Source organism: Marinobacter sp. ES-1 (assembly GCF_000475255.1).
Classification (GTDB): Bacteria; Pseudomonadota; Gammaproteobacteria; order Pseudomonadales; family Oleiphilaceae; genus Marinobacter; species Marinobacter vinifirmus.
This window is the reverse complement of the sequence record NZ_AXBV01000060.1, coordinates 25,719-51,272: the sequence shown is the minus strand read 5'-3', so window position 1 is coordinate 51,272 and position 25,554 is coordinate 25,719. Positions and strand designations below refer to the sequence as shown.

Annotated in this window: 27 protein-coding genes; 15 read left to right on the top strand and 12 right to left on the bottom strand. The window is 58.8% G+C overall.

The window, feature by feature from the left end; all coding sequences use genetic code 11:
- Positions 1 to 382 precede the first annotated feature (382 nt).
- Positions 383 to 655: a ComEA family DNA-binding protein gene (locus Q668_RS11540; RefSeq protein ID WP_022989766.1), complete on the top strand. Its 273-nt coding sequence runs from the start codon at positions 383 to 385 to the stop codon at positions 653 to 655.
- A gap of 103 nt (positions 656 to 758) precedes the next feature.
- Positions 759 to 1,703: a DMT family transporter gene (locus tag Q668_RS11535; RefSeq protein ID WP_022989765.1), complete on the top strand. Its 945-nt coding sequence runs from the start codon at positions 759 to 761 to the stop codon at positions 1,701 to 1,703.
- Positions 1,704 to 1,737: 34 nt separating this feature from the next.
- On the opposite strand, the gene gloA is transcribed toward Q668_RS11535, so the two are convergent.
- Positions 1,738 to 2,286, bottom strand: coding sequence for a lactoylglutathione lyase (gene gloA, locus Q668_RS11530; RefSeq protein ID WP_022989764.1), 549 nt, complete (start codon positions 2,284 to 2,286; stop codon positions 1,738 to 1,740).
- A 251-nt stretch (positions 2,287 to 2,537) separates the two neighbouring features.
- Between gloA and Q668_RS11525 the strand changes: the two genes are divergently transcribed.
- From Q668_RS11525 to Q668_RS11510, 4 genes are all read left to right on the top strand, one after another.
- Entirely contained in the window at positions 2,538 to 3,548 is a 1,011-nt protein-coding gene (locus Q668_RS11525; protein WP_022989763.1) for a DUF6160 family protein, read from the top strand.
- Positions 3,549 to 3,631: 83 nt separating this feature from the next.
- A complete protein-coding gene (locus tag Q668_RS11520) occupies positions 3,632 to 4,690 on the top strand; it encodes a lysylphosphatidylglycerol synthase transmembrane domain-containing protein (protein ID WP_022989762.1) in 1,059 nt (352 codons plus the stop codon).
- Positions 4,687 to 6,906: a glycosyltransferase gene (locus tag Q668_RS11515; RefSeq protein ID WP_022989761.1), complete on the top strand. Its 2,220-nt coding sequence runs from the start codon at positions 4,687 to 4,689 to the stop codon at positions 6,904 to 6,906. The genes Q668_RS11520 and Q668_RS11515 overlap by 4 nt, the downstream gene beginning before the upstream one ends.
- A 97-nt stretch (positions 6,907 to 7,003) precedes the next feature.
- Positions 7,004 to 7,951: a YbgA family protein gene (locus tag Q668_RS11510; RefSeq protein ID WP_022989760.1), complete on the top strand. Its 948-nt coding sequence runs from the start codon at positions 7,004 to 7,006 to the stop codon at positions 7,949 to 7,951.
- 68 nt (positions 7,952 to 8,019) lie between these two features.
- Here the strand turns inward: Q668_RS11510 and Q668_RS11505 are convergent, their stop codons facing one another.
- From Q668_RS11505 to Q668_RS11470, 8 genes are all read right to left on the bottom strand, one after another.
- Positions 8,020 to 8,754, bottom strand: coding sequence for a YdiY family protein (locus Q668_RS11505; RefSeq protein WP_022989759.1), 735 nt, complete (start codon positions 8,752 to 8,754; stop codon positions 8,020 to 8,022).
- A gap of 25 nt (positions 8,755 to 8,779) precedes the next feature.
- A complete protein-coding gene (locus Q668_RS11500; protein WP_022989758.1) occupies positions 8,780 to 9,799 on the bottom strand; it encodes a rhodanese-related sulfurtransferase in 1,020 nt (339 codons plus the stop codon).
- 280 nt (positions 9,800 to 10,079) lie between these two features.
- Complete coding sequence (locus Q668_RS11495) at positions 10,080 to 10,811, bottom strand: DsbA family protein (protein WP_022989757.1); 732 nt, start codon at positions 10,809 to 10,811, stop codon at positions 10,080 to 10,082.
- A 13-nt stretch (positions 10,812 to 10,824) separates the two neighbouring features.
- Positions 10,825 to 11,406, bottom strand: coding sequence for an ACP phosphodiesterase (locus tag Q668_RS11490; RefSeq protein WP_022989756.1), 582 nt, complete (start codon positions 11,404 to 11,406; stop codon positions 10,825 to 10,827).
- Between the two features lie 9 nt (positions 11,407 to 11,415).
- Complete coding sequence (locus Q668_RS11485) at positions 11,416 to 12,669, bottom strand: DUF5666 domain-containing protein (RefSeq protein WP_152521784.1); 1,254 nt, start codon at positions 12,667 to 12,669, stop codon at positions 11,416 to 11,418.
- A gap of 225 nt (positions 12,670 to 12,894) precedes the next feature.
- Positions 12,895 to 13,293: a hypothetical protein gene (locus tag Q668_RS11480; RefSeq protein ID WP_022989754.1), complete on the bottom strand. Its 399-nt coding sequence runs from the start codon at positions 13,291 to 13,293 to the stop codon at positions 12,895 to 12,897.
- The gene (locus tag Q668_RS11475; protein ID WP_036219824.1) at positions 13,290 to 14,147 is read right to left on the bottom strand and encodes a DUF6502 family protein; all 858 of its coding nucleotides are present in this window, start codon (positions 14,145 to 14,147) and stop codon (positions 13,290 to 13,292) included. Before Q668_RS11475 ends, Q668_RS11480 begins: the two co-directional genes overlap by 4 nt.
- A 78-nt stretch (positions 14,148 to 14,225) precedes the next feature.
- Entirely contained in the window at positions 14,226 to 15,485 is a 1,260-nt protein-coding gene (locus tag Q668_RS11470; RefSeq protein ID WP_022989752.1) for a DUF5666 domain-containing protein, read from the bottom strand.
- Between the two features lie 199 nt (positions 15,486 to 15,684).
- On the opposite strand from Q668_RS11470, the gene Q668_RS17110 reads away from it, so the two are divergent.
- A complete protein-coding gene (locus tag Q668_RS17110) occupies positions 15,685 to 15,861 on the top strand; it encodes a DUF6435 family protein (RefSeq protein WP_022989751.1) in 177 nt (58 codons plus the stop codon).
- 28 nt (positions 15,862 to 15,889) lie between these two features.
- On the opposite strand, the gene Q668_RS11465 is transcribed toward Q668_RS17110, so the two are convergent.
- Positions 15,890 to 16,234 carry a chaperone modulator CbpM gene (locus tag Q668_RS11465; protein WP_022989750.1) on the bottom strand — a complete coding sequence of 115 codons (345 nt, stop codon included), beginning with the start codon at positions 16,232 to 16,234 and terminating at the stop codon, positions 15,890 to 15,892.
- Between the two features lie 11 nt (positions 16,235 to 16,245).
- Complete coding sequence (locus Q668_RS11460) at positions 16,246 to 17,217, bottom strand: DnaJ C-terminal domain-containing protein (protein WP_022989749.1); 972 nt, start codon at positions 17,215 to 17,217, stop codon at positions 16,246 to 16,248.
- A gap of 254 nt (positions 17,218 to 17,471) precedes the next feature.
- Here Q668_RS11460 and Q668_RS11455 point away from each other — a divergent pair, with 254 nt between their 5' ends.
- From Q668_RS11455 to Q668_RS11425, 8 genes are all read left to right on the top strand, one after another.
- A complete protein-coding gene (locus Q668_RS11455) occupies positions 17,472 to 18,239 on the top strand; it encodes an SGNH/GDSL hydrolase family protein (RefSeq protein WP_022989748.1) in 768 nt (255 codons plus the stop codon).
- A 68-nt stretch (positions 18,240 to 18,307) separates the two neighbouring features.
- Positions 18,308 to 19,330 carry a hypothetical protein gene (locus tag Q668_RS11450; protein WP_022989747.1) on the top strand — a complete coding sequence of 341 codons (1,023 nt, stop codon included), beginning with the start codon at positions 18,308 to 18,310 and terminating at the stop codon, positions 19,328 to 19,330.
- Positions 19,331 to 19,495: 165 nt separating this feature from the next.
- Positions 19,496 to 20,623 carry an MFS transporter gene (locus Q668_RS11445; protein WP_227498349.1) on the top strand — a complete coding sequence of 376 codons (1,128 nt, stop codon included), beginning with the start codon at positions 19,496 to 19,498 and terminating at the stop codon, positions 20,621 to 20,623.
- A gap of 105 nt (positions 20,624 to 20,728) precedes the next feature.
- On the top strand, positions 20,729 to 21,415 hold the full coding sequence (locus tag Q668_RS11440) for a DUF3348 family protein (RefSeq protein ID WP_036219811.1): 687 nt from the start codon (positions 20,729 to 20,731) through the stop codon (positions 21,413 to 21,415).
- Positions 21,412 to 23,484, top strand: a complete 2,073-nt coding sequence (locus Q668_RS11435) for a DUF802 domain-containing protein (protein ID WP_022989744.1) — start codon at positions 21,412 to 21,414, stop codon at positions 23,482 to 23,484. The genes Q668_RS11440 and Q668_RS11435 overlap by 4 nt, the downstream gene beginning before the upstream one ends.
- Positions 23,484 to 23,753, top strand: a complete 270-nt coding sequence (locus Q668_RS17505) for a hypothetical protein (protein ID WP_022989743.1) — start codon at positions 23,484 to 23,486, stop codon at positions 23,751 to 23,753. The genes Q668_RS11435 and Q668_RS17505 overlap by 1 nt, the downstream gene beginning before the upstream one ends.
- A gap of 29 nt (positions 23,754 to 23,782) precedes the next feature.
- Entirely contained in the window at positions 23,783 to 23,944 is a 162-nt protein-coding gene (locus Q668_RS17500; protein ID WP_022989742.1) for a hypothetical protein, read from the top strand.
- Positions 23,945 to 23,946: 2 nt separating this feature from the next.
- Entirely contained in the window at positions 23,947 to 24,561 is a 615-nt protein-coding gene (locus tag Q668_RS11425; protein ID WP_022989741.1) for a DUF2894 domain-containing protein, read from the top strand.
- Positions 24,562 to 24,600: 39 nt separating this feature from the next.
- Here the strand turns inward: Q668_RS11425 and Q668_RS11420 are convergent, their stop codons facing one another.
- Complete coding sequence (locus Q668_RS11420; protein ID WP_014422409.1) at positions 24,601 to 25,554, bottom strand: transglutaminase family protein; 954 nt, start codon at positions 25,552 to 25,554, stop codon at positions 24,601 to 24,603.

Here is a 25,554-nt window from a genome sequence, read left to right as displayed (position 1 = left end):
CACCGAAATACTCACAACGATGTAAGACATCTCGCACACACCAACGAGCCGATGTCCGGTATTTCCCCCACTCATGTTCAGTAAAATGGCGGTTGTCAGGGATGATAAGCCAGCACGGACGTTGGCTCAGGGATGGAAACTCCACGGATTCAGGAGTTGCCCGAAGGACAGGGCTGCAAGGATGAACGCAAGGACGAAGTGCTCAGGATGATGCGCGCCTGACGGATCAGGCAGGGGTCAGCCACGGAATGTCGGGACTACACGGATCGTAGTCCCATTCCGTGCACTCAGGCTCCAACACCTACCTACCGCCCTACCAGCAACCACTCGCTGTCATGCCTGACTGTTCATAACAACATTATCGACACTCAGGAGTTCTCCGATGAAACACAACGCCCTTCTGGCAACCCTCGTTTTGCTGTTCAGCCTGGCCACCGGCTTTGCCTACGCCAACGAAGCTGAAACCATCAATATCAATACAGCCGATGTAGCTACCCTGGCCTCGCTGAACGGTATTGGCGAAGCCAAGGCACAGGCGATCATCAGTTACCGCGAAGAAAACGGCCCGTTTTCCGCCACCGAAGAGCTTGCCAAGGTGAAAGGTATTGGTGCCCGTACGGTTGAGAAGAATGCCGAGCGGCTCGCCGTAGAGTAAGACCCTGTCGGGCAGCCCCCGCTGCCCTTCCCTGCCCCTCTGGCGCAGCCATGCTGCCGCTGCTACCCTTGCCGGCCAACCAACACCAATCCGGCAGATTCAGATGATTCAAGGCGCCCTTTTGATTGCCCTGGCCGCGCTGCTCTGGGCCACCACAGGCATTGTTGCCAAGTTTCTGTTTACCGGCACAGAGCTTGAGGCCATCACCCTCGGTTTTCTTCGGCTGGTGGTTGCCCTGCCCTTCTTCTGGCTGCTGATGCGCCGGGAGCAGAAGCAACTGGTTGCCGCCCACCCCGGCCAGCAGGTTGCCGGCAGCTCGCTCCGTTCGCTGGGCCTGAAAGCCTTTTTGCCATTGGCCGCCCTTGGCCTGTTCCAGGCGTTTTACCAGGGCAGCTACCTGCTGGCCGTCGACCTGACCGGCGCTGGCATTGCCACCCTGATTTCCCTGTGCCTGCCGCCCGTCCTGGTGGCCATTCTGGCCGCGCCGCTGCTCGGGGAAAAACCGAACCTGCTGACGGTCATCGCAGCACTCGCCGCCATTGCCGGCACCGGCATGCTGGTGGTCAGCGATATGGATACCGCCGGTTCACTGCGCCTTGCAGGTATTCTGATGGCGTTGCTGGCTGCCGCCGTCTATACCGGCTTCACACTGACCAGCCGCTACAACTCTGCCGGCACACCGGTATTCACAACAGCGTTTATCTGCTTTGCCACGGCAGCGTTACTGCTGTTGCCGGTGGTTGCATTCAGTGGAGGTTTTGAAGGGCTGGACACTCTGGGGCTGAAGCACTGGCTGATGATTGTCTACATCGGCGTGGTGCCCACCTGCATCGGCTATGTGAGCTTTTTTAGCGGTATGAAAACCACACCAGCAACCTTGTCCAGCATTATCGTAACGCTGGAGCCGCTGTTTGTGGCGCTACTGGCCTGGGTGATTCTGGGGGAAGTGTTGGGGCCTGTCGGTATTGCCGGAGCACTGATTCTGACCATAGCGGTGATCGTGGCCTCCCGCTATGGCAAATCCCCGGATACCAGTGCCGAGCACTGATACCGGGGCTACCGCTGGTTAACACGCGCAGAGATCAGCTGTCTTTGCGCTGTTTTTCCAGCATGTTCGGCTGCAGGATTTCAATCCAGTAGCCGTCCGGGTCTTTGATAAAGGCCAGGCCTTTCATCTTTCCGTCGTCCGGCTTCTTCACAAACTCCACGCCCAGTTTTTCGAAACGCTCGCACGCGGCGTAAACATCCGGCACTGCAACACCGATGTGGCCAAAGCCCTGGGGCTGGTCGTTGCCATTGTGGTAAGCGAAGTCTGCATCGTCTTCGGTACCCCAGTTGTGGGTGAGTTCCAGCATGGCTTCGCGCCCGAAGGTGTAGGTTGTGCGATGGGCATCGTCTGCCGGTACAGATTGGGCCTGTTTGTCATCCAGATAGCCGAGGAAGTAGAGCGTGAACTTCATTTCCGGGAAATCCAGTTTACGCACCAGCCGCATCCCCATTACCCGGGTGTAGAAGTCCAGGGAGCGCTCAGGCTCTTTGATGCGCATCATGGTCTGGTTGAACACATAACCTTCGGTTTCCGGTACCGGAGCGTCGTAAAGACCGGGCGCCTGCTCGAAATGCTTGGGCATCTTGGTTTCCCCTTTGGTTTAGAGGGTGATTTTAAGGATTCAATCTCTATACCTGCGTGCTGCTGGCGCGGATTTCAAGGTCATAGACCGCTCCCATGCGACCAGCCGGTTTGTGAAACAGCGCACAGATACCCGCGCCCTCCCCGCCTAAAGTACACCTGTACAACAAATAACCACCGCAGCCTTGGTTGTGTTGTCCCTGCGGGCTTGTCAAAACAACAACAAATTGTCGAATGAAACCCGGGGCCAACATGTACCGCACCTATTCCAAATTGCCACTGACCGGCACGTTACTGGCCGCAGCCAGCTTGCTGCCCGTGCCTGCCGTTGCTGACTTCCAGCCGCTGAATGATTCAGCCATGTCGTCGGTTACCGGCCAGGCCGGGGTCACCATCGAGCTGGAAACCAAGCTGAACATCGACAGCCTGACCTGGACCGACGAGGGCACGCTCGGTGTGAACGGCATCCGCCTGTCCGGCCACAACGATTCCGTGCTCGATAACCTGAAACTGACGGTCGATATTGCCGGTGAGGGCGAAGTACTGACCCACGGCTTCTCTGAAATCGCCCGCCGGGCAGACGCCGGCCTGCTGGACAGCTCTGATCCCGATGTTGCCGATGCCCTGGCCCGCTACGCACTCTCCGGCGGTTACGGCAAGAAATTCAACAGCGGCGACCTGGTTATCCACCTGGGCGCCACCGATTACGGCGACCCGACCAGCCTGGCCGACTACCTGCAGGCAGTGGACTTCGAACTGGCCATCGACAGCGTGACCACCACCGGCTCGGAAGGCAGTGCCAACCTGTTTTCCAATATCTTTCTGCAAGGCTATGTCGGCCCGACGGACCTGGTGATTCGTAACGGTGGCACCTCTACCCGCACCCTGGCTAACGGCAACAGCGTCTCCGGCTCGGAGCTTCAGCTGGATACCCATTTTGAGATCACCAACGGCAGCCTGGACTGGGAAGCGGCAGACGTTATCCTGCTGTTCAATTTCGCCGCCGTCGGCATTGAAGGCCTGCAGATCCACAACCGCAGGGGCGACGATACCCTTGGCCACTTCGGTATGGCCCATGCCACCGCCCGCCTTGCGAAAGGCACCAGCGCGGGCTCCGGCAAAGACGGGCTGTCCATTCACAATGTAGAGTTCCGGGCTGACATCGACATGCCGGTATTCAAGATTGGTGGCACCAGCATCGGTTCGGTTCAGTTCACCGATTTCGCCATTACCGACACCACCATGATGGTGTACGGCCACTGACCAGAACCTAGTCCTGCACAGTGCACTGGACAACGCCCACGCCGGTCAGGGTAAACTGCTCGCCATGATACGGCGGGCAAGCAATGGCAAGCGAGACTGACGGCGACTACCAGAAACGGACCTCCTGGCGCAGGCTGACACTGTTCAGCCTGGTCTTCCTGCTGATGACCGGCGCGGGCCTCTATGCTGTATACGATCGCTTTGCCGGCCGCAGTTTCGAGTTTGATAACCGCCTGCTCTCCCCTACACTATTGATCCCGGCCGCGGCCCTGTTACTGGTGTATTACCTGGCCGATGGCCTGCGCCTGCACTACACCCTCCGGGCGCTCGGCCACCGGCTGCCCTTGCGCAAAGTATTCCGGCTGGTGTTTATCAACCTGTTCTTCTCCAACGTCACGCCCATGGCCACGGGTGGTGGCTTTGCCCAGATCTGGTACCTGACCCGCCACGGTGTGCCGGTTGCCCGCGCCACTGCCGCCACCACGATTCGCACGGTACTGGCGGTGATCTTCATTTTCTCCCTGACTCCGGTCTTTCTGCTCACGCTGGATGCACTCGATGGCGGGGTCTTATCGTCTGGTGTCAGCACGGCCCTGGCCGTGTTCGTAACCCTGTATCTGGGATTTTTTGCGGTGCTGCTGCTCCGCACCCGCTGGCTGATTGCCCCTCTGAGCGCCCTGATCGCCGGGCTTCGCAAGGCCCACCTGATCAACGCCTGCCGCCACGACCGGTGGCAGTTCAAACTGCGCCGGGAAATGCTCCGGTTTGCCCAGTGCTTCAGCGATTACCTGCAAGGTAACCCCCGCGACATCCTGCTCTCGGTGGGCTTTACCGCGCTGTTCCTGCTCAGCCTGTTCAGCTTTCCGGCGCTGCTGATCCATGGCCTGGGCTATGAGGTGAATTACCTAGTCACTCTGGGGCTGCTGGTGGTGACAACCTTCATCATGTACTTCTCACCCACCCCGGGCGCTTCCGGCATTTCCGAAGGGGTGTTCGGCAGTTTCTTCCGGGATATCCTATCGGGTAACCACCTGGTGCTGGTCACCATTGCCTGGCGCTTTCTGACGATCTACCTGGGTATGCTGATCGGCCTGCTGGTGATGCAAAGGGAACTGATCAAAAGCCACCGGAGCGTGTCATGACCCGACGAAACCCGCTGAAACTCCTGTTTTACCTGTGCCTGGTAATTGTCGTGGCCTTGATCGGCTACAAGGTGTACCTGAATTTCTTCAAGCAGGATTTCGAAGCCCTGCACAGCGAGCAGGTGGAGCGAATCCACCAGCGCACACCACCCGGCGAAGGTATCCGCTTTGCGGTAGTCGGCAACATCAACAATTCGGTCGGCATTTTCGAGCGGCGCTTTATTCCGGAACTGAACCAGGCCGGCCTGGATTTTCTGGTTTCCGCCGGCAACGCGGTCAGCGGCGGTGGCGAAGACAAGTACCGGGCGCTATACGGCACCCTGAGCCACCTGGAGATTCCCTACTTACTCACCTTCGGGGCCCACGAATACGAGGACTTCGGCAGCTTCCGGTTCTACGACCACTTCGGCCCGCACTTCTACAGCATCCGCACCGGCAACACCCGGCTGATTTTTCTCGACAGCACCGGCAAAACACCCTGGCGCTGGCAAATACGCTGGCTGCGGGACCTGCTGGCCCACGACACCAGTAACGCCCAGATCCTGTTTGTTGGCCACCCGCTGTTGCAACCGCAAACCCCGACCCTGTTTGACGGAGAAGAAGACTACTTGCAGCCGGAAGCCTTTCGCCAGGCGTTGATGCAGCTGGTGAAGGAGCAGGAAATCGCCCTGGTGCTTTCCGCCAACCTGTCCCTGTATGACGAACAGGAGATCGACGGCACTCCCTACATCACGACCGGCGGCGCCGGAGGCCTGGTACTCAACACCGAAGAAAGCTTCTACCACTACGTTGAGGTGTCGGTCTCGCCGAACGGCGAGGTGCAGCACCAGATGCAGCGCCTCGAGGTGGGCCAGCACCCCCTCTGGAAACGGCTGGAAGGTTTCTGGTTCTTTATCTACTCCCTGTTCTATACCGGCTTTTTGAACTTCATCCTGATTGTGTCCGTGTTTGTGGCCATCACCATCAAGCTGTACCAGGTGATCTTCATCGGCAAAGACTACTATCCGGACTACGACCTGGACCCTACGCCCTGGCTGGAGAAACCGTTACGGGTGGCCATGTTTACCAACAACTACCTGCCGTTCATTGGCGGTGTGCCGATTTCCATCGAACGATTGCGCAACGGGCTGGAGCAACTGGGCGACAGCACCCTGGTTGTCGCGCCAAAATACCGCGACCAGTCTGACCAGGAAGATGCGGTGGTTCGAGTGCCCTCGCTTCTGGCCATGGGCGAGAAACGGGAGTTCCGGCTGGCCAATATCTTCCTGGCCCGCATTCGCAAACAGGTTCGGGCGTTCCGGCCTGATGTGATTCACCTGCATCATCCGTTCTGGCTCGGCAGCCTGGGGCTGTTTATGGCCCGCCAGCTCGGCGTTCCGGCCATCTACACCTACCACACCCGGCTGGAGCACTATGCCCACTTCGTGCCCCTGCCCGGCATGCTGTTCCGCAACCTGATTTCTCACGCGTTGATCAAGCGTTTCGCTAACCGCTGCGATGGGGTGATTGTGCCCACCTACTCCACCGAGGAATACCTGCGCATGATCGGGGTAACCACGCCCACCTTTGTGCAGCCCACCGGCATCGAGTACCAGCGCTTTCAGTCGGTAGAAAAAGCCGACGTTGACGCCCTGCGCAACAAACTGGGGCTGACCAACGAGAAGGTTTTCATCAGCGTGGCGCGGTTGTCTAACGAGAAAAACATCGACTTCATGATTGAAGCCATCGACCGGCTGAGGAAAGAAACCAGCATACCGTTCCGCTTCCTGATGATCGGCGACGGGCACCAGCGGGACCGCCTTCAGAAAAAAATTGAAAGCCTGGGCCTGGCAAGCCATTTCACCCTGGCCGGTGCCGTGCAACCGGAGGAGATGTCGCTCTGGTATAACCTGGGGGATGCCTTTCTGTTCGCCTCCAAATCCGAAACCCAGGGCATGGTCATCCTGGAGGCCATGTCTGCCGGCTTGCCGGTGGTGGCTGTTCGCGCCAGTGGCATTGAAGACGTGGTGCGCGACGGCCTGAATGGCTACAAGACACCGGAGAACCAGGCTCGCTGGCTCGAGAAGGCCCGGCAACTGCTGGAAGATGACGCACTGCGTGCGGAACTGTCCGACAAGGCCCGCAACTTTGCCGCTGACTACTCCATCGAACAGTTTGCCCGGGATGTCCGGGGCATTTACGCCACCAGCCTGGCGGCCAGGCAAAAGCGACACTGACCCGCCCACCCCGGTGTTGGGCACAGCCGCCTGATCGGTTTACACTGAAAGCGCGTAAGCGGTATCAGCAACGTCACTTTCAAGACTGGAGAAGCCTGTGAGCGGTATACCTGTTGGCATCAGCACCTGCCTGCTCGGCAAGGAAGTTCGCCACGATGGCGGCCATAAACATTCCCGTTACTGCACCCAGGTGCTGTCAAAGCATTTCGAGTTCCGTTCTATCTGCCCGGAGCTGGAAGCGGGCCTTGGCGTGCCCCGCCCGGCCATTCACCTGCGCGAGCACGAAGACGGCCTGCACCTGGTTGAAAGCAAAGGCACCAAAGACCACACACAACCCATGCAGGACTTCATCCAGCAGGTTTTGCCCTCCCTGGAGAACCTGCGCGGCTATATCCTGATGGCGAAATCCCCCAGCTGCGGCATGGAGCGCATCAAGATCCATAACGCCGAGGGCGCCTTCATGCATCGCGATGGCCGGGGCATGTTCGCGGATGCCCTGATGAAAGCCTACCCGCTGATGCCGGTGGAAGAAGAGGGCCGCCTGCATGACGACATGCTGCGGGAAAACTTTATCGAGCGTGTGTTCGCCTACGACGACTGGATGCAGAACGTGGCCGGCGACCAGCTCACCAAGCAGTCACTGCTGGAGTTCCACCAGCGCCACAAGTTCACCCTGCTGGCCCATTCTGAAAAGATCTACCGCCAGTTGGGGCCGATGCTGGCCGATTTGAAGTCCGAGCCGCTGGCGCAGATTGCCGAGCGCTATATTCACGGCTTTATGGAAGCCATGACCCAGAAAGTGAGCCGGGGCTCCCACGTGAATGCCATGCAGCATTTGCTGGGCTACCTGAAAGACGGCATGTCCGCCGAAGAGAAAACGGTGCTGCTGGAGCAGATTGAAGCCTACCGGCGCGGCGAGATCCCGCTGGTGGTGCCAATGACACTGCTGCGCCTGGCCCAGCGCAAGGAGCCGGTAGACTACCTGCACACCCAGAAATACCTGACCCCCTACCCGGACGAGCTGGGGCTGCGAAACAACGTATAACCGGTTTCCGCAAACAAAAACGGGGCAGATGGTTGAACCACCTGCCCCGTTTTTTTAACCGACGCTGCTCAGAAACCGTAGAGCAGAGACAGCGACGTTTCGGTATCAGTCTTGTCTGAGCCTTCCGGCGCATCCGACACATGCTTCACCCGGAATGCCACTTTCATGGACAGCCTGTTCACGATGGTGCTCTGCAAGGAGGTCTCAGACTGGGTGATGGTGTTGTTGTCATCCAGGCCGATTTCCGTGCTCAGTTTCTGCCGGAACAGGGAGGTTTCAGACAAACCGTAATCGAACTGGCCTGCCAGCCGCGCGACGGCTTCTTCTTCCACGTCACGACCGGTGTCCACGTCCATCTGCTTGAGCTTGTTGTAGCGATAACCGGCGCCGGCAGACAGGTCCAGGAAGGAACGGTCGCCAGACTGCCACACCCGGTTGCCATAACCGGTGGTCAGGGTGGATTCAAAGTCGTAGCCGGAGAAACGGTCATCTTCCCAGGACCCGCGAACAAACCAGTACTGCTGGTCGTCGAACTTGTAGTCGGCTTCCAGTGCGGCCTTGTATTCCTCGGCGGTGGTTTGGTCTTCAGCCTCGGTGTACTTGGAGCTGAAATCGCCGCTGTTACGCCAGGTGTCGGTTTCGTGAATCAGCCCCAGCCGGCCGTTCACCTTGGTTTCCTCACTGTTACCGGAGGTCACCAACACACCCAGTTCGGCTTCGCCTTTCCAGTTTTCACTTTCCTGGGCATGAACCATCGGGGCCAGTGCCATACAGGCGACTACCAGCGGTTTCCTGATCAACATAGTTTCTCCTTGGTTGGGTTTTTCTTCAATTCGACGCAGACTTACGTGCGTTTTCCCCCTCCAGACTTCTGCGGGCCTGTTGCTCCCGTTCGGCCTTCTTGCGGGCCTTGCGCTCGGCAATAATGCGGGCCGCTTCGCCACCCACGTGGGCTTCACCACGCTCTTCGGCAAGGCGCATCTGGCGCTCACGCTCCTTGAACCGGGCTTTCTGCTCCTCGGTCAGGGAGTCGATGCACTGGTGGCAGCTCACACCCTGCTCGTATTCCGGGCGCTGTTTGTCTTCTACGGTAATGGGCCGGCGGCAGGCGTGGCACTGGTCGTAATCACCACGCTCGAGGTTGTGGTTGACGGTAACCCGGTCATCAAATACAAAACACTCGCCCTGCCACAGGCTCTGCTCCTGAGGCACCTCTTCCAGGTACTTCAGAATGCCGCCCTTGAGGTGATACACCTCGTCAAACCCCTGTTCTTTCAGGTAAGCGGTGGACTTTTCGCAACGAATGCCGCCGGTACAGAACATGGCGACTTTCTTGTGTTTTTGCGGGTCCAGATTCTGTTTCACATACTCGGGAAATTCCCGGAAGGTGTCAGTGGCCGGATTGACGGCGTTTTTGAAGGTACCAATCTCCACTTCATACTGGTTACGGGTGTCGACCAGCAGCACTTCCGGGTCTGAAATCAGGTCGTTCCATTCTTTGGGGTCTACGTAGGTACCCACGACGCGTTTCGGGTCGATACCTTGCACGCCCATGGTGACGATTTCTTTCTTGAGTTTGACCTTGGTGCGCTTGAACGGCTGGAATTCGACGAAGGATTCTTTGTAGTCCACGCCATCAAAGCGGTCGTCGCTGGCGATCCAGGCTTTGACGGCGTCGATGCCTTCACGGCTGCCGGCGATGGTGCCGTTGATGCCTTCGCGGGCCAGCAGCAGGGTGCCGTGGACGTCTTTTTCCAGCATGAGGTTCAGTAGGGGCTGGCGTAGGTCTTTGTAATCATTCAATACTGCGAACTTGTACAGTGCGCAGACAACGATGTTGTTGCTCATGGTTTTCTCCTGCGGGCCGGATCGTAAATCCGGAGCATGGTTTGTGGTGTTCACGGAAGGGGGCAGAGTTTAACCAACTGGGTGTTGGGTGCAAGTTGGGGGTTTACGTAATTTTCTGCCTTGGGGCCCGCCGATGGCTGGGAGGCCTTTCCAAAAGACGCTGTGAATACGTCCCTGTACGCTCCGCTCCGCCATCCATGGCTACGCAGGCTTTTGGAAAGGCCTCCCAGCCACCGGCTAACTCTTCAGTTTGCCGTCAGGCCAGTATCGCAAAACGGAATTAGTCACCGGAGCTGTTGAGTTCGCGCTCAACAACTGCAGACAGTTGCCCCCAGCCGGGGCGGGTCAGCTGGATGTTGTCCACCATCACTGTCGGAGTGCTGGAAACACGCATTTGAACGGCAACCTGCAAACTCTGTTCTACCGCTTCTTTGTGCAGTTCGGTTTCCAGGCACCGGCGGAAGCGGCGTTCTTCAAGGCCAAGGCCGTTGGCGTAGCGGGTGAAGGTGGCTACCGGGTCGTTGGAGCCGCTCCATTCGCCCTGAGCGTCGTAGAGTTTGTCGTGCATGGCCCAGTATTGGCCCTGGTCACCGGCGCAGCGGGCAGCCTGGGCGGCGGGCATGGCGTTCTGGTGTTGGCGCAGGGGGAGGTCGAAGTAAACGAAGCGGACTTTGCCGGTTTCGACGTATTCCTGCTTCAAACGCTGGCTGGCTTCGGCGAAGCGGGCGCAGGCGGGGCACTGGTAGTCGGCAAATTCACGCACGACAACTCTGGCGTTTTCGGGGCCAACGGAGGTGCCGTACTGGTCAAGGAAGGCCGGGAAAGGTTCGGCGTTCGCGGCGGCCACCGGCAGTTCGTCGGAGGTCGGGGTCGGCGGGGTTGTGAGGAAGTACAGGGCGGCGGCCACAGCCGCAACAACCACCAATGCACCTGCAATCAGCAGGGGCTTTTTGTTGTTTTTCCTGGCTGGCGAGGGGGCGCCGGTTTGTTTGCGTCGTTTGGCTTCACCCATCTGGGACTCCTTGTTATACGTTCGGAAACTGGCGGGCGAAGGTTTGGAGTTCCGGGAAGAACGTCAGGAAATTCGCCTCGAGTTCCGGCTCATTGTCCCGAATTTCGTCAATTATTCCAGTGAATTGGTTGGGGAAGCGGATGCGGCCGGCGACCCGGTCCAGGGCGAAGCCAATATTGCCGAGGTCCTGGTAGGCGCCAAACCAGTCGTGCTCCACCATACGGCGGGTGACTTTGACCATGGCAGGCGGCATGACCTGTTCGTGGCGTTGCAGCTCTTGATAGACCGTCTGCACAAACTCCCCACTCTCGCAGTCAGCAAACCGGCACCAGTGCCGCAACAGGAAGTGGTCGTAGAGAATGTCCAGAGCCACGCCGGCAAAGCGGCGACGTTCTTTGGAGAACAGCTGCTTGCTGGCGAGGACTTCCGGATGTTTGTCGGTGAATACATCAACGGCCAGGTGGTGGCGAACGCCTTCCAGTACCGGGGGAGGCAAGGCCGACCAGTCCACACCCCGGGAGAAATCTCCGAGGATGCTGCCCACACGTGCCTCGGGGGAGTCTGGGGCGAGGAAGGTGTGGGCGAGGTGGTTCATGCTTGGGCCTTAGTCATCATCGTCTTCTGCGCATTCCAGCTCATCAACAACGTAGCCGGTGCTGCCGCCCTCCAAATATTCTACCTCGACAATATCGCAGTCCGGGACGGGCTGGGTGTTATTCAGCACCAAGCCCAACACCTTTATAGAGCCTGAGCCAGTGTAAGTTCTATCAATCCTGCCGGTAAGCTCATAATCTGGGCTGCTATCGCTTTCTACCTCCACCGTGAGCGCTTCCAGGAAGACGTTTCCATCATTGCCGGTGCGCTCTATACCCTCCACTTCAGCCGAAACACCCGGAGAAATGGAGGATAAGCCATCATCGAACTCAATCACGGTGGAATTTGTCAAAACAACGATAACACCGCCGATATCCCAACTGTCAGGCAGGCGGCCCGCTTTTATAACAGAAGCCTCAACCTCCGCATTCCCTTCAAACAGCTCAACCTCTTCCGCCACTATAGTGCCATCACGGAAGTCACCCTCCACTCTGACGAGCATATTGTCCGTCAGCTGGTCTCGATCAAGATCGTCAAATTCTGTGTCTGACGTGATCGAGACGGCAACGCCGTTAACGAAGAAGCTTGTTGCACGAGGCGTGTAATCAGAAACCGTACCGGTAATTTCAATATCCTCGCCCTCTTGCCCCTCGTAACGGCGATCATCGGCCGGGCGAATGGTCCTTGCGGTTATGATTGCACCGTCATACTCACCTTCAACTTCAATACGCTGGCCAGCCTGCCCTATCGCATCAGCAGTCAAACCATCAGCGAAAACGCTGTCGCCAGGAACGATGATTCTTTGTGTCCCGATCAGCAGGTCGCCAGAATCGTAACGCCCAAGGCCCTCCAGCTCGACCAGGTTCTCGGGCAAAGTGTCCAGCTCACCGATATAGCTCGCCCGATAACTATTCCCGGATGGCCATGCACTGATTCGAACCCGCTTGCCTTCGAGAGCGCTTGCATCTGCAAACTCGTTATCCAGCCGGATAACGGTGCGTCGGTCGAACGAAATAGTCTGGCCCAGAACGGAGAAGGTACCTGCCTCCGGCGATCCGGAGGAGTCGACTGTCGTTACCGAGACATTAGCCGCGGTACCACGGAAAGTGTCATCGTATTCGAGGGATTCGGCTGTACCCGTGCCGTCCGGGCTCCATTCCCCCGCAACACGAAGAATCATGCCTTTTTCAAGATCATCTTCGCTGGACAGGCCGTCGTTATTTTCAACACGCCGATTCAGAATGTTGCTGGTCTCAAACTTCACCCCATTCACAAACACACTACCAAACCCGGAAACCGGCCCAACACTGGAGCCGGTGCCGCGAATGCCGCCGTCGGCTATACCGATACCGCCGCCTCCACCACCGCCACAGGCGCTGAACGCTGAAAATACCGAAGGCCACAGGTGCGATTGCCAGAGAAAGGCGTTTACGGAGTTGGTCAGACGTCATTGTGCTCTCCCGCCAGCCATCCGGGCCGGCAATGGTTATCAGGTATCGTTGAAGCGGCGGCGTGGAATGCCGTTGCTGAACAAGTCTTCAGGCTCAGCCAGTACCGATTCCGGTTCAGGCTGCCCCGCAGGAGCATAGGCGCTGCGTCTTAACAGAACATGACCGCTTTCCAGGGCCTCGACAATGCCCTTGCGCAGGAGTTCGTTCAGCACAACGGCAGACACCAGTTCGGGGTTGGCGCAACGCACCAGGTCGGTAAAGGCGTCATCCCCTTCGGCCAGGGCCAGCAGTATTCTGGGCTGGTGCTGCTCATCCAGGAAGTCACCGGTTCCCAACCAGCAGTTGATCACCTGCCGGGCTCCGGGTGACAGCAAGGTGGTCACCAGCCCGGTCGGCTGCCATCGGGCTGGCTCCACCGTTGTGATCTTCGGGCTCATGAGCGTTTATCTCCGCTGGTGTCCGGTTGTACCGGTTCTTCGAAATAGAAAATGCCAACGCCGGTACGCACTTTTTTGGCGCTTTCACCCTGGTTTCCAGACCCTTGCCGGTCATGGGGCCCCAGCCAGTCGTCCAGTTGTTCCAGCAGCGCCTGGGACCGTTCCGCCGAAATCTCCCGCCACCGTTCAATCACGTCTGCCGGAATGTTGTCGTAGGTCAGGGTCCGCTGGAACAGCGGCGGATGTCCTGCCGAACGGCTGATCAGGTTGTGATCGATGGTGGCTACAAGATCAGATACGTCTTCACCGAAGATTTGGAGCATATCCTCACTGTCACCGGCCGGTACGTAAGCTCGTTGTTTTAGCTGGAGCCTGCCGGAGTCCGGCTCTACCACAGCCACGCCCACCCGCATCAGCTCATCCAGCACAGCCCGCGGCGTCATGTCTCCACTGTACTTGCGTACCAGTTCAGTAAAGCTGCCGGCACCTTCAAAATCCAGCATGGCGGGCTGTTTGTCGTCAGCCTGATAAGCCGGATCGTGCACCCAGCCAGACACCACACGGGAGGCCCGGTTGGCGTTAGACCGGGATTCCCGCACAGGGTTCTGGCCCGCCAGGATTTCCCGCTGGCGTTTGACTTCCTTGCGGGTCAGGCCGGTCATAACCGCTGCCCGGGAGTCCGTGGGTTTGCGCCGGCCATCACTGAAATCTTCCAATGCCGCTTCCACATAGGCGCGTTTGACCAGTTCGGAGAATTCGCCGAAAGGCACACCGTTGCGCAACAGCAAACGGGCCAGGGGCCGCAAAATGCGGAACAGTGCTTTGTGGAGGGGGTTGGCATTGGCATCAGTCATGTTTGGGATTGTATTCCCATAGCGATTGTAAAAGCCAGAACGGGCCGCCAGCACTGCGGCCCGTTTCGGGATTACCGGTCAGTCGTCGTCACCGTCATCATCGTCCTCGTCTTCACGCTCGATGGTGAAGGCTTCCAGGTATCCGTCCCGGCGGCGACCCTCCACTTCTACATAGTCACCGACCATGAAGGCGTTGATATCGTCTACCCGGCTACGGCGGCCACCGTCATCGTCGTCATCATCAATCAGGGTGCTGGCCGTGAGTTGAACCCGAACGCCGCTGACAATCAGCACTTCACTGGCCAGGTCGATCTGCTCGATCCGGCCTTCCACCTCGTCATCGCCTTCCCGGCCTTCAATTTCCTCGGCCAGCAAGACACCGTTGCGGAAGTCGCCCTCTACCTTCACAAATACACCGTCCTGCAGGCTGCTGGCGCTGATGTCATCGAAATCAGTGTCGCTGTCGATCTGCACCGGCACACCATTGATGCGGAAGGTTCGGGTACTGCTGTCGTAGTCGTAGAGATCACCGGAGATTTCGACGTCATCGTCGTCATCAAACAGGTCGTCTTCATCGTCAATTTCTTTGGCCATCAGGATGCCAGCCTGCAGATAGCCTTCCACTTCTACCGCCATGCCGTCGCTCAGGTCATCCAGGTCGAAGTCGTCATCACCACTGGCCAACTCGTAATTGACGGAGAAATCGTTAATGGTGAAAGTTCGGGCTATGGCATCCAGGTTTTGTACCACGCCTTCCAGCTCAGCCTCATTGTCATCGTCAAAATCCAGTCCGCTAACCCTGGCGCCCACATAACTGGCCCGGAAGCTGCCATCGTCCAGCCGCCAGCCGCTCACCCGCACCCGGTAGCTCGCTGGGCTGGCCGCCAGTTGCTCCGGGGTTGCGCCACGGAAGACGGTTTCATTGGTCAGGCCAATCAACTGGCCCAGCATTTCAAGCTGGCCGGTATTGGCCGAGGCGTCCCAGCTTGCCGCGGTCAACGGGCCACGCAGGGTGTCGTCGTAGGAAATGTCATCGGCCCGGCCTTCACCCCGGTCGTCCCAACTGCCTTTCACTTTCAGGATCATGCCCTTGTCCAGCTGGTCTTCCCGCTCGAGCCCGTCATCGCTGTCCACCCTGCCATCGGTGGTAAAGCGAGTGCCGTTCACATACACACTGCCAAAACCGGTAATCGCACCCACGCTGGTACCCTGGCTGCTGGCACTGGTGTCAGCGGAACCGGAAGAGCCGGAGCCACCACCGCCACAGGCCGCCAGGCCACCCACCAAAGCTCCGGCCACCGCCAACTTGATCGCTTTCGAAAGTCCGTTACGTTTCATGTTCCATCTCCAGGCTGATTTCACTCAATCCGGCGCATGCTCACTGCGCGCCGCCAGTTTGGGATATTTTTCCCAAACCGTGAAATGGGAAAAATATCCCAATTTTTGAGATTGTCCAGTTTTTGTTCATGAACTTTTTTTGAACCTGACCGGGCAACGAACGTATACAGCAGAAGAAACACAAACCTGGAGACTGGTTATGCTGGGGTTCTTGAAAAGCGATCCGAAGAAGAAACTGCAAAAGGCCTATGAGGAAAAGCTGGCCAAGGCTTTGCACGCGCAACGCAACGGCGATCTACGCAGCCACGGCACCTTGATGGAGGAAGCTGAAAAGATCTACGCGGAAATTCAGAAGCTGGAAAAAGCTGGGGGCTGACAGCAACGCTCAGCCCCCGGCCGGTTGATTATTCGCCCATTAGCTGGCGAATCCGCTGATTGAGCCGGTTGACCTCCCGGCGCATATCCTGCACTTCGTCCAGAAGCTCCAGCGACATTGCCAGCCCTGGCAGGTTGAGTTTCAGGTCGCGCTGCAGGCGACGGGCTTTCTGGAGGCGGCTCAGTGCGGCCACATCGAACTGCCACTGGCGGACCTCCGGCCCTTCCTCCAGCGGAGTAATAACGCCGTAGTTCACCAGCTTGATCACAAACTCGGCATGGCAGTCTCCCCGTTCGCAGATCTCGCGCAGGGTAAAGGTGGTGCCATCTGCATCGGTGACTTCCACGGTCAGAATCCGGTCTTTACTCGTCATGTTCGCCTCCCTCACACGTGCAGCTTGCTGCGCGGATCAAACCCTTTCTCCAGCTCAGCCAGCTTCTCGTAGAGTTTCTCGGCTTCCGCCGTGTGCTGCTCGGGCATGGCCACTTGCAATACCACAATCTGGTCCCCGGGATGCTTGCCCGGGAACCCCTTGCCCTTAAGCCGGAGCTTGCGCCCGCTGGTGGAGCCCTTGGGTACTTTCACATTTACCTTTCCGCTGACCGTCGGCACCGTCACCGTAGCGCCAAGTGCCGCCTCCCAGGGTGCAACCGGTACCGTCACCAGCACATCCCGACCCTCGATGGAGAAATGGGGATGAGGTGCCAGTTCAATCTCAATGAACAGATCGCCCGGCTCGCCACCGCCTACACCGGGCGCGCCCTGGCCTTTCAGGCGAATGTGCTGGCCTTCACGCATACCAGCGGGAATCTTGACCTTCAGGGTTTTCTGCCGCGGCATCATGCGGCCATGGTCGTCGACTTCGTGCACTGTGAACGACACCTGTTTTTCGCAGCCGTTGAAGGCTTCTTCCAGAAACAGGGCCAACCGGGCATGAACATCTTCGCCGCGCATTCTCACGCTCTGGCGAAACCCGCCACCAAAGTCAGCGCCAGAGAAACCACTGCGCCTGCCGCCGCCAAAAATCTCCTCGAAAAACTCACTGAACTGCCGGGCATCGGCTTCGGTATATCCGCCGCCACCAAAGCCGGACGCACTCTGCCAGCCCGGTGGTGGCTGGAAGGAACCATCGGCCCGGGCGCCGTATTTGCGCAGCTGGTCGTACTCGGCCCGCTTTTCCGGGTCTTTGAGCACTTCGTAGGCCTCGCCCACGTCCTTGAACTTGTCGCTGGCGTTCTCTTCCTTGCTCACATCCGGATGATATTTGCGCGCCAGCTTGCGGTAGGCCTTCTTGATGTCCTCGGGCGTAGCCGACTCGCTCACCCCCAGAACGGCGTAATAGTCTTTGAAGTCCATGTAACTCCTCGCACCTGATCAAAACGTGATCTCTGACTCTTTATATTTGTCGCTGGCAGAGAAATTACAAGCTGGGCTCCGGTTTACTTGCCGCAGATCAACCAGTGAGACCCCGGTCACACCGGACAGGCAATGGCCGGATCTGACAAGCCAATCAGCCCCTTCACCCTACGCGAACCCGGGAAATCTGGTCGATAGTTCTGAGGCTGTACCTATAGACGATCCGTCTATCCCTTACTCAAGGAGCTATAACAATGACAAAGCAAGCAAATTACCGCCCGCAGCCTGCCGGCCAATGCATTAAACCGGTTCTGGCACTGGCTGCCATCCTGCTGTTCTCCGGCTGCAGTGAGCTCGGATACCTGCTGAGCAACGACAAAGTGACCGATGCCGACAACGACCAGGTAGTCTTTGTGGGCGATTCCATTTTTGCCCTGTCTGGTGAGATCCAGAACCAGCTGGAAGCCAGGGCCGGTGAAACCTTCCGCCGCTACACAGTTTCCGGTGCGGAGCTGTCAGGCGAGCTGATTGCCCCGTCTATTCCCCAGCAGTTCCGGGATGCGGTTGCTGATAACCCGGACATCGAAACCGTGGTGGGCGACGCCGGCGGCAATGACATCCTGATTCCGGCCATCGCCCTGAACTCCAATAACTGCAAAACACCCTGGTGGCGCTTCGGCCGGCTGAGCAAACAGTGTCGGGATTTCATCGATGATATCTACGTAGATGCTGTCGACTTTCTGAACGAGATGGCCGAAGCCGACGTCCAGAATGGCATTCTGACCGGCTACTACTACACCAAGAACGGCCTGTTCCGGCTGGACGACATGAAAGAGGCGGTCGACTACGGTAATGCCACACTGGCCCGGGCCTGCGAGAACTCGGTACTGGACTGCACGTTTGTGGATCCGCGCTGGGTGATCAACGACCGGGACATCATCTTTGATGGTATCCACCCGGCGGATAGTGGATCGAAAAAGATCGCTGATCTGATCTGGCCGAAACTGCAACCGCTTCTCTGAGGCCCCCGTGTCCCGGCCGGAAAACGGCCGGGACCGTATTCGGCAAGACCAATCGCAGGACCGCTGCAATGAAAGTACTCAACTCCGTATTGGCGCTCGGTGCCCTGGCCTTACTGGTTGCCGGCGGTACGCATTACTGGCCCGAGTTATCAAAGACAACGACCAGGCAGGTGCCCGACAGCTCCGCGCCTTCACATGCGGCCGCGACGCCCACCGCCGAGCTAACCCAAAGCGGCGACCAACGCGTTGTTGAACTGGCCGTTAAGTACCTGGAACTGTACGGCGACACCATCACCGAGCCGGCCACCCAGGCACGTCTGTATAACGAACGCCGAAACCTGTTGGCGCGTTATCCGGATTCCGGTAACGAGCTTTTCCAGTCCGCCATCACCACGGCTTTTCCGGAGCTGGCCGACAGCATTTTCGCGTTAATGGCCAAGCTGGACCGCTACAACCGGTGGCTCGACAATCACGAGCTTCGTTTGCAGGGGCTGCCAGACATGGAACGCTACGCCGAACTCTGGCAGCAACGCGAAGCGATTTTCGGCCCGCTGGCAAGCCAGATCTGGGCCGAGGAACAAAACCCGGTGGAAGCGAAATCGGACCAGTTCCAGCAAACTCTGGCGCGGCTGGACCAGGCCAACCAGATGCCACTGACCGAACTGGCTCACCAACTTCAGACCACTGCCGACGAACTCTATGGTGCCGATCTGGCCCGGCAACTGGCGGGTTCCGGCGCGACCGGCCACGCCCTGTTTGCCATGGACAGCGTTCAACAGCAGCTCGCCAGCCTGCCAGCAGACAAGCGCCAGCAAACCATCAACGCTCTGCGCCGCCAGATAGGCTACTCCGAAGAAACCGTTCGCCAGTTGGCCGAGGAAGACCAGCGCCGGGAGGAAAAATGGCAGAAAGGCAAAGCCTACATGGCCGAAAGGCGCGCTTTGGAGAACCGCCTCAACGGCGACCAACTGGAGGCCGCGTTAACGGATCTTCGCCAGGAACATTTCGGGTTTTCTGCTCCGACCATCGAACGGGAAGAGGAAGAGGGCTTTTTCAGGTTTGAGCGCGAACGCCGCTACGGCTTGAATTAGCAAGCTAACGTCCATCCTCATAATCGCTTATTGCCGTTAGCACACCCAACCCTGACAATGGCGGGCTTTCTCTTCCCTGATTGGATCAAGGAGATCAGATTGAGCGCCGCCAACCACAATTCTGAGTCCGGCCTTCCAACCTGGCTGATCGTCTTTGCGCTGGCGATGGGCGGCTTTGGTATCGGTACCGGTGAATTCGCCATCATGGGGTTGATGCCCAATGTCGCCCAGGATCTCGGCGTTTCTGAGCCACAGGTAGGCCACCTTATCTCCACCTATGCGCTGGGCGTAGTAGTCGGCGCACCCATTCTGGCCATTCTCGGTGCGCAACTGTTCCGGCGGCAGCTGCTCATTCTTCTGATGTCCTTCTACGCGCTGGGCAACCTGGCCAGTGCCCTGGCCAGCAATTACGAATCCCTGCTGGTTTTCCGGTTTATCGCCGGACTGCCCCATGGCGCCTACTTTGGTGTTGCGGCCCTGGTGGCAGCCTCACTGGTGCCGGTACACAAGCGGGCCAAGGCGGTGAGCCAGATCATGATGGGGCTGACCCTTGCACTACTGATCGGCAACCCCCTGGCCACGGTGATGGGGCAATCCATGGACTGGCGCTATGCCTTTGGTTTTGTTGGCCTGGTGTCGTTACTAACCGTGGTGCTGATTACGCTGTTCCTGCCCAAAAACCCCCAGGAACAAAGGCACAGCCCGTTAAGCGAAGTCCGCGCCTTTAACAAACCACAAATCTGGTTTGCGCTGGCCATTGGTGCCATCGGCTTCGCAGGCATGTTCGCGGTGTTCAGTTACCTTGCCCCGACACTGCTGGAAGTCACCCGAGTGGATGCGGTCTGGATTCCCGTGGCCCTGGTGGTGTTCGGGATGGGCGGTTTTGTGGGCAACCTGCTTGGTGGCTGGCTGTTTGACCGTCTGCAATTCCGGGCCGTTGGCGTGATCCTGGTGTTCAGCGCCATGATTCTGAGCGTCTTTCCGTCTGCCACAGGCTCATTGCCCGTGTTACTCGTAGTCTGCTTCCTGACCGCATTAATGGTAGCCCTGGGCCCGGCTCTGCAAACCCACCTGATGGACGTGGCAACCGGCGCCCAGACTCTGGCCGCTGCCTCCCATCACGCCGCGTTCAATCTCGCCAACGCCCTCGGCCCATGGCTGGGCGGGCTGGCCATTACCGCCGGCTTCGGCTGGCAGTCCACTGGCTACGTAGGGGCTGCCACCGCCGTGGCCGGGCTGATGATTTTCCTGGTTGCCTGGCGCCGGCCTGAGCCGGTGCCAGAGGCCAGCTAGGCGCTCATTTCTCACGCTACAGTCATTATCATTCACTCCGCTTAGCCAGTAGAATAGCGAGCTTTGAACGTTACCTGCGCGGAAACCGGAGTGAAACCCCAGCCAATGCCCTCGCAACCTCTGGCAAATACTGGTCCCAGAGCCAGGCTATTGCGCCAACTGGATGATTCAGCGACAACGCTGGATGGCACCCAGTTGCCCTGCTTTGCAGAGCGCCTGAGCCGGCTGTTTGGCCTGGGCGACACCATGACTCTGGATGCGGGCATTGGTTATCGGGCGAAACAGCCAGGCACGCCTCAGGGCGCCACGGTAGAGCGGTTAACCGAGGAGCTGGCGACAATACGCAGGGCACTGGTTCAGCGTATTCGCGGGTTTGGCGCCGATCTGGAGTTTGACGGTGAACCCGAGCTTGAAGCCGCTCTCAATGCCTGGCTGGCGCTGCAACGCAAAGTGGCGGCCAACAGCCGTCAGTTGCGGGACAAGGTTCGAAAATCGATGAAAGATCAGGGCCCGAAGCTGGCCCACCTGGCCGAATTGGACGCCGTGTTTGATCAAACAATGGCCGGGTATACCGCACAGTGTTTTTCCCATATTCCCAAGGTTCTTGAACAACGATTCGAGCACCGATCGACCACCCCGGAGCAAAGCCCCACCCCGGCCACAACGGCCGACTGGTTCCACCGCTACTGCGAGGAAGCGCAGTCTTTGTTACTCGCTGAACTGGATGTTCGGCTGGAACCGGTTCTGGGTTTGCTGGAGGCTTGCCACAAAGAGGTTAACAACACCCCATGAGTAAACTGTTCTTTACCCTGGCGTTTGCCATCGGCCTGGCCGTGGTAGCCTGGATTGGTGCCGGATTTGTCGGTTCCGACCTGCTGGCGCTGGCGTTTACCGGCCTGATTGGCGCCGTTTACTGTCTCGGCTTTGGCGAACTGGTGAATTTCCGCCGACAAACCCGCGAACTGAACGCACAGGTTCATCAGTTACCTGAAAGCCAGGAGCAGGTTAACCACTGGCTTGGCACACTGCCCGCCCCGATGCAGTTCCCGGTGCAACGGCGAATCGAGGGCCATGCCGCCGCATTACCCGGCCCGCAACTGACACCCTACCTGACCGGCCTGCTGGTGATGCTGGGCCTGCTGGGCACCTTTGCGGGCATGATTGTGACCCTGGGCGGCGCCGCCTCGGCGCTGGATAACAGTACCGAACTGAGCGCTATTCGCAGCGCACTGGCCGCACCGATTGCCGGTTTGAGTCTCGCCTTCGGCACCTCCATTGCCGGCGTGGCCGCCTCCGCCATGCTGGGGCTGGCCTCCACCCTGAGCCGCCGGGACCGGTTGCAGGCTTCCCGCGCACTGGATAGTGCTCTGCGCGACAAGCTGCATCATCTATCTACAGATCATCAACGCCACCAGGCGTTTCAGGCACTGGAAAGCCAGGCCAAAGCCCTGCCCGAAATGGCCTCGGCCATGGAACGCATGACGGCGCGCATAGAGCAACTTGGCCAGCAACTGGAACAGTCCCTGACTCACAACCAGCAGGAATTCCACAGCACGGTCGGCCGCCACTATCAGACCCTGGCCGACTCCGTAGCCAACTCCCTGACAACGGCATTAGACAACACTGCAAAGCAGGCGTCAGAGCGGATTGAGCCCATAGTTGTCCAGGCCCTGGAGCAACTTCAGAAGGATGCTCACGGCCTGCAACAAAGCTGGGCAGATAATGCCCGTGAACAACTCACCGAGTTGATCTCCGGGTTTCAGACAGTTACCACGGAGGCGGGCGAGCGCTGGCAGCAGAATCTGATTGCACAGCAGGCCCAGAACCACGAGACGTTAGCGGCCCTCTCAAAGCAGAGCGAACAAAATCAAAGCCAGTTGCAGGAACAGCTCCACACCTGGCTTGGCGCCATCAACGACCAGCACCAAACCTGGCTCAAGGAACAGCAGCAACAACTGGTACAGAGCTGTGAACGCCTGAACAATGCAGGAGCTGAGGTAACGCAACACTGGCAGGCCGGTCTGGCCCGACAGCAAGTTCAAAGTGACGACATGCTGTCAGCATTCAATGAGGCGCTGACTCAATACCAAAGCCATTTCCAGACCAGCAGCACCGGGTTGATTGAGCAGCAACAGGCCGGGCTGGCGGAACTGGTCAGCACCGTTGCCGCTCAGCTCGATCAGCTTCGGGAACAGGAAAACGAACGAGCCCGGGCTGCAGACGAGCGAATGGAACAACTGGAAGCCACAGCAGCACGCCACCTGAGTGAGCTGGGCACTGCACTGGAAGCGCCCATGACCCGCCTGATTGAGACCGCCTCGGAAACACCGAAGGCCGCCGCCGAGGTGATCCGACAGCTGCAGTCGGAAATCGCCCGCAACAGCGAGCGGGAAAACGAGCTGCTGGAGGAACGCCAGCGACTGGTTCAGAAACTGGACACCCTGCTGGAGAACCAGCGCAGCACCGCTGACAGTCAGCGGGAGGCGGTGGATACCCTGATCACCGGCGCTGGCGAAACCCTGACCGGCATCAGCGAACGCTTCAACACCCTGATCCAGGAACAGAGCCAGCAACTGGGCAAACTGGGCGACGACATTACCGGCAGCAGCCAGGAAGTGGGCGCCCTGAGCGATGCGTTCATGCAGGCCATTGAGCTGTTCAGCCAGTCCAACCAGCAGGTCATCGCCGGCCTGGCGGATATCCAGGCAGCGCTTGACAAGGCCGGCAATCGGCACGATGAGCAACTGGCCTACTACGTCGCCCAGGCCCGCGAGGTGATTGATCTCAGCGTCAGTGCCCAGAAAGATGTGATTGATGCCGCTGCGGCGCTGCGCCGGGCTGAACCCAGCGAGGCCGGGTGATGGAACAGCTGGAAGGCGGCGAACAGCAATCGGCACCGGTCTGGGCTATTTTCTCGGACCTGATGGCGGCGCTGGTGGGTATTCTGGCGCTGATTCTTGTGTGGGTGATCGGCATTCAGCTGGAACTCAGCCAATCCCTGGCCGAGGAGATTGAGAAGCGGGAAGCCGAAGAACAGCGCCGGATGGCTCTGGAGCAAGCTCTCGAAGATCCGCTCACCAAAGGTCTGGTGACGTTCCACGATGGCCGTATCGGCATCAGCGGGCCCTGACGGTTACCCGAACCCTCACAGAGCTGGGTTTGCCCAATGACCGGGTATTCGCTGCCGCCTTTGGTCCTCACCACCCGGCAGTACCCAACGTCGATGCCGAATCCCGGGCCCAGAACCGGCGGGTGGAAATCAGTACCGTGCCACGGGCGCCTTCGTCGGCTGAGGATACTGAAACCGGGGAAGGTGATTGACCATGAGCGAAGCCCCCGGCCCCTCCTTGCTGGAAAGCTTGAGGCAAAACGGCGCCGATCAGAATGACCCGGTTCGGTTCCGCTATCTGGAGTCTTTCGAGCAGAGACTGCGCGCAAAGGGGCTGCATAAGGGAACGACGCACTGGCGGAAGCTGGAACAGGCGATATCGGACTATCAGGCTGGGCTGGACAGTGCCGGGCAGCGCGATGAGCCCACACCCGATGTCGGCGGCAATTCGCCTCTTTCCGGGTTGCTGAACCAGCTGAATGAAACCCCAGAGGCATCGGTTGAAGCGCCACAGTCGGTTCTGGAACAACGGGTGTTCGGGCAGTCGCCACAAGACCCGCCAAAGGCCCATCCAGCCTCAGCACCCAATAACCCGCGCCCCCTGAAAGCCATGATCAGAGCCCAGGCGAACCAGGGCCATCACGTTATTGCCGAGCGAATTCGACACGCCATTGAAAGCACACCGAAAGAAGCGGGACCGATGAACGCGCATCGGTTGGTAAGCCGGGCTATTGCTGAGATGCAGACGTTGTCACCGGAGTATCTGGCACGATTTGCTCGCTACACCGATACGTTGTTGACGTTGGAGCGGCTGGCGAGAAAGGGCTAGAAACGCTTTTGTTCCAGCCCTGGCAATGACGGCCTCAACTCAGGGAGAGAGTTCTTCCAGGTAGGTTTCTCCATCCCCGTATAGCGAGGCAAACTCCTCCTCCGGAACAACGGTCACGGCAATCTCCGGTTCATGGTCACCACCGCCCAGCAACACGCCCCGCATCGGCGTTATATCGGAGAAGTCTCGCCCCCAGCCGAGGGTAATGTGCTCCAGGTCGGGCCTCAGCGCGTTGGTGGGGTCCAACTCCAGCCAACCGAAATCCGGCACGAACACCGCTACCCAGGCATGGGTGGCATCGGCACCGACCAGCCGCTCCTTTCCTTCGGGCGGGTGAGTCAGGATATAACCACTCATGTAACGGGCCGCCAGTCCCACCGAACGCAGGCAGGCGATCATAATATGGGAGAAATCCTGGCAGACCCCACGACGGGCCTTGAACGCCTGCTCCACAGGGGTGAAGGTTTCGGTCGCCGTCGCATCGAAGCGGAAGTCGCGATGGATCATCCGCATCAGGGCATCCGCTGCTTCCACCAGGGGGCGTCCGGGGAAAAATGCCTCGCGTGCATAAGCGGCGTACTGGGAATCGATGGGTACGTTGGTGGACACAAACCGGAACGCCGTGGCTTCGAGATGTTCCGGCGAAAACGTCCTGTCCGCCCGATACCGCAGGCTGTCACGCACGCTTTCCCAGGGTACTTTTGCCGCAGTTGCCGACGGCTTCGGTCGATCGCGCAGCTCCACCCAGAACTCGCTGATGATCTCCAGATAGTCGTGATCACCAGTGAAATGAATCTTGGTAATCCGGTTGCCAAAGCAGTCCAGGAAGGAACGACGTGCCGATGGATCCGGTGAGATCGCCAGGTGATGCTCAAGATTCCTCTGCCAGGGCAGCGCCCGCGGAGTCAGCCTGAGCAGGTGATGAGACTCACCCACCACCTGGTCGTAGTGGTAGAGGGTCTCATGACGCACATGGTAACGGACAAATGTCAT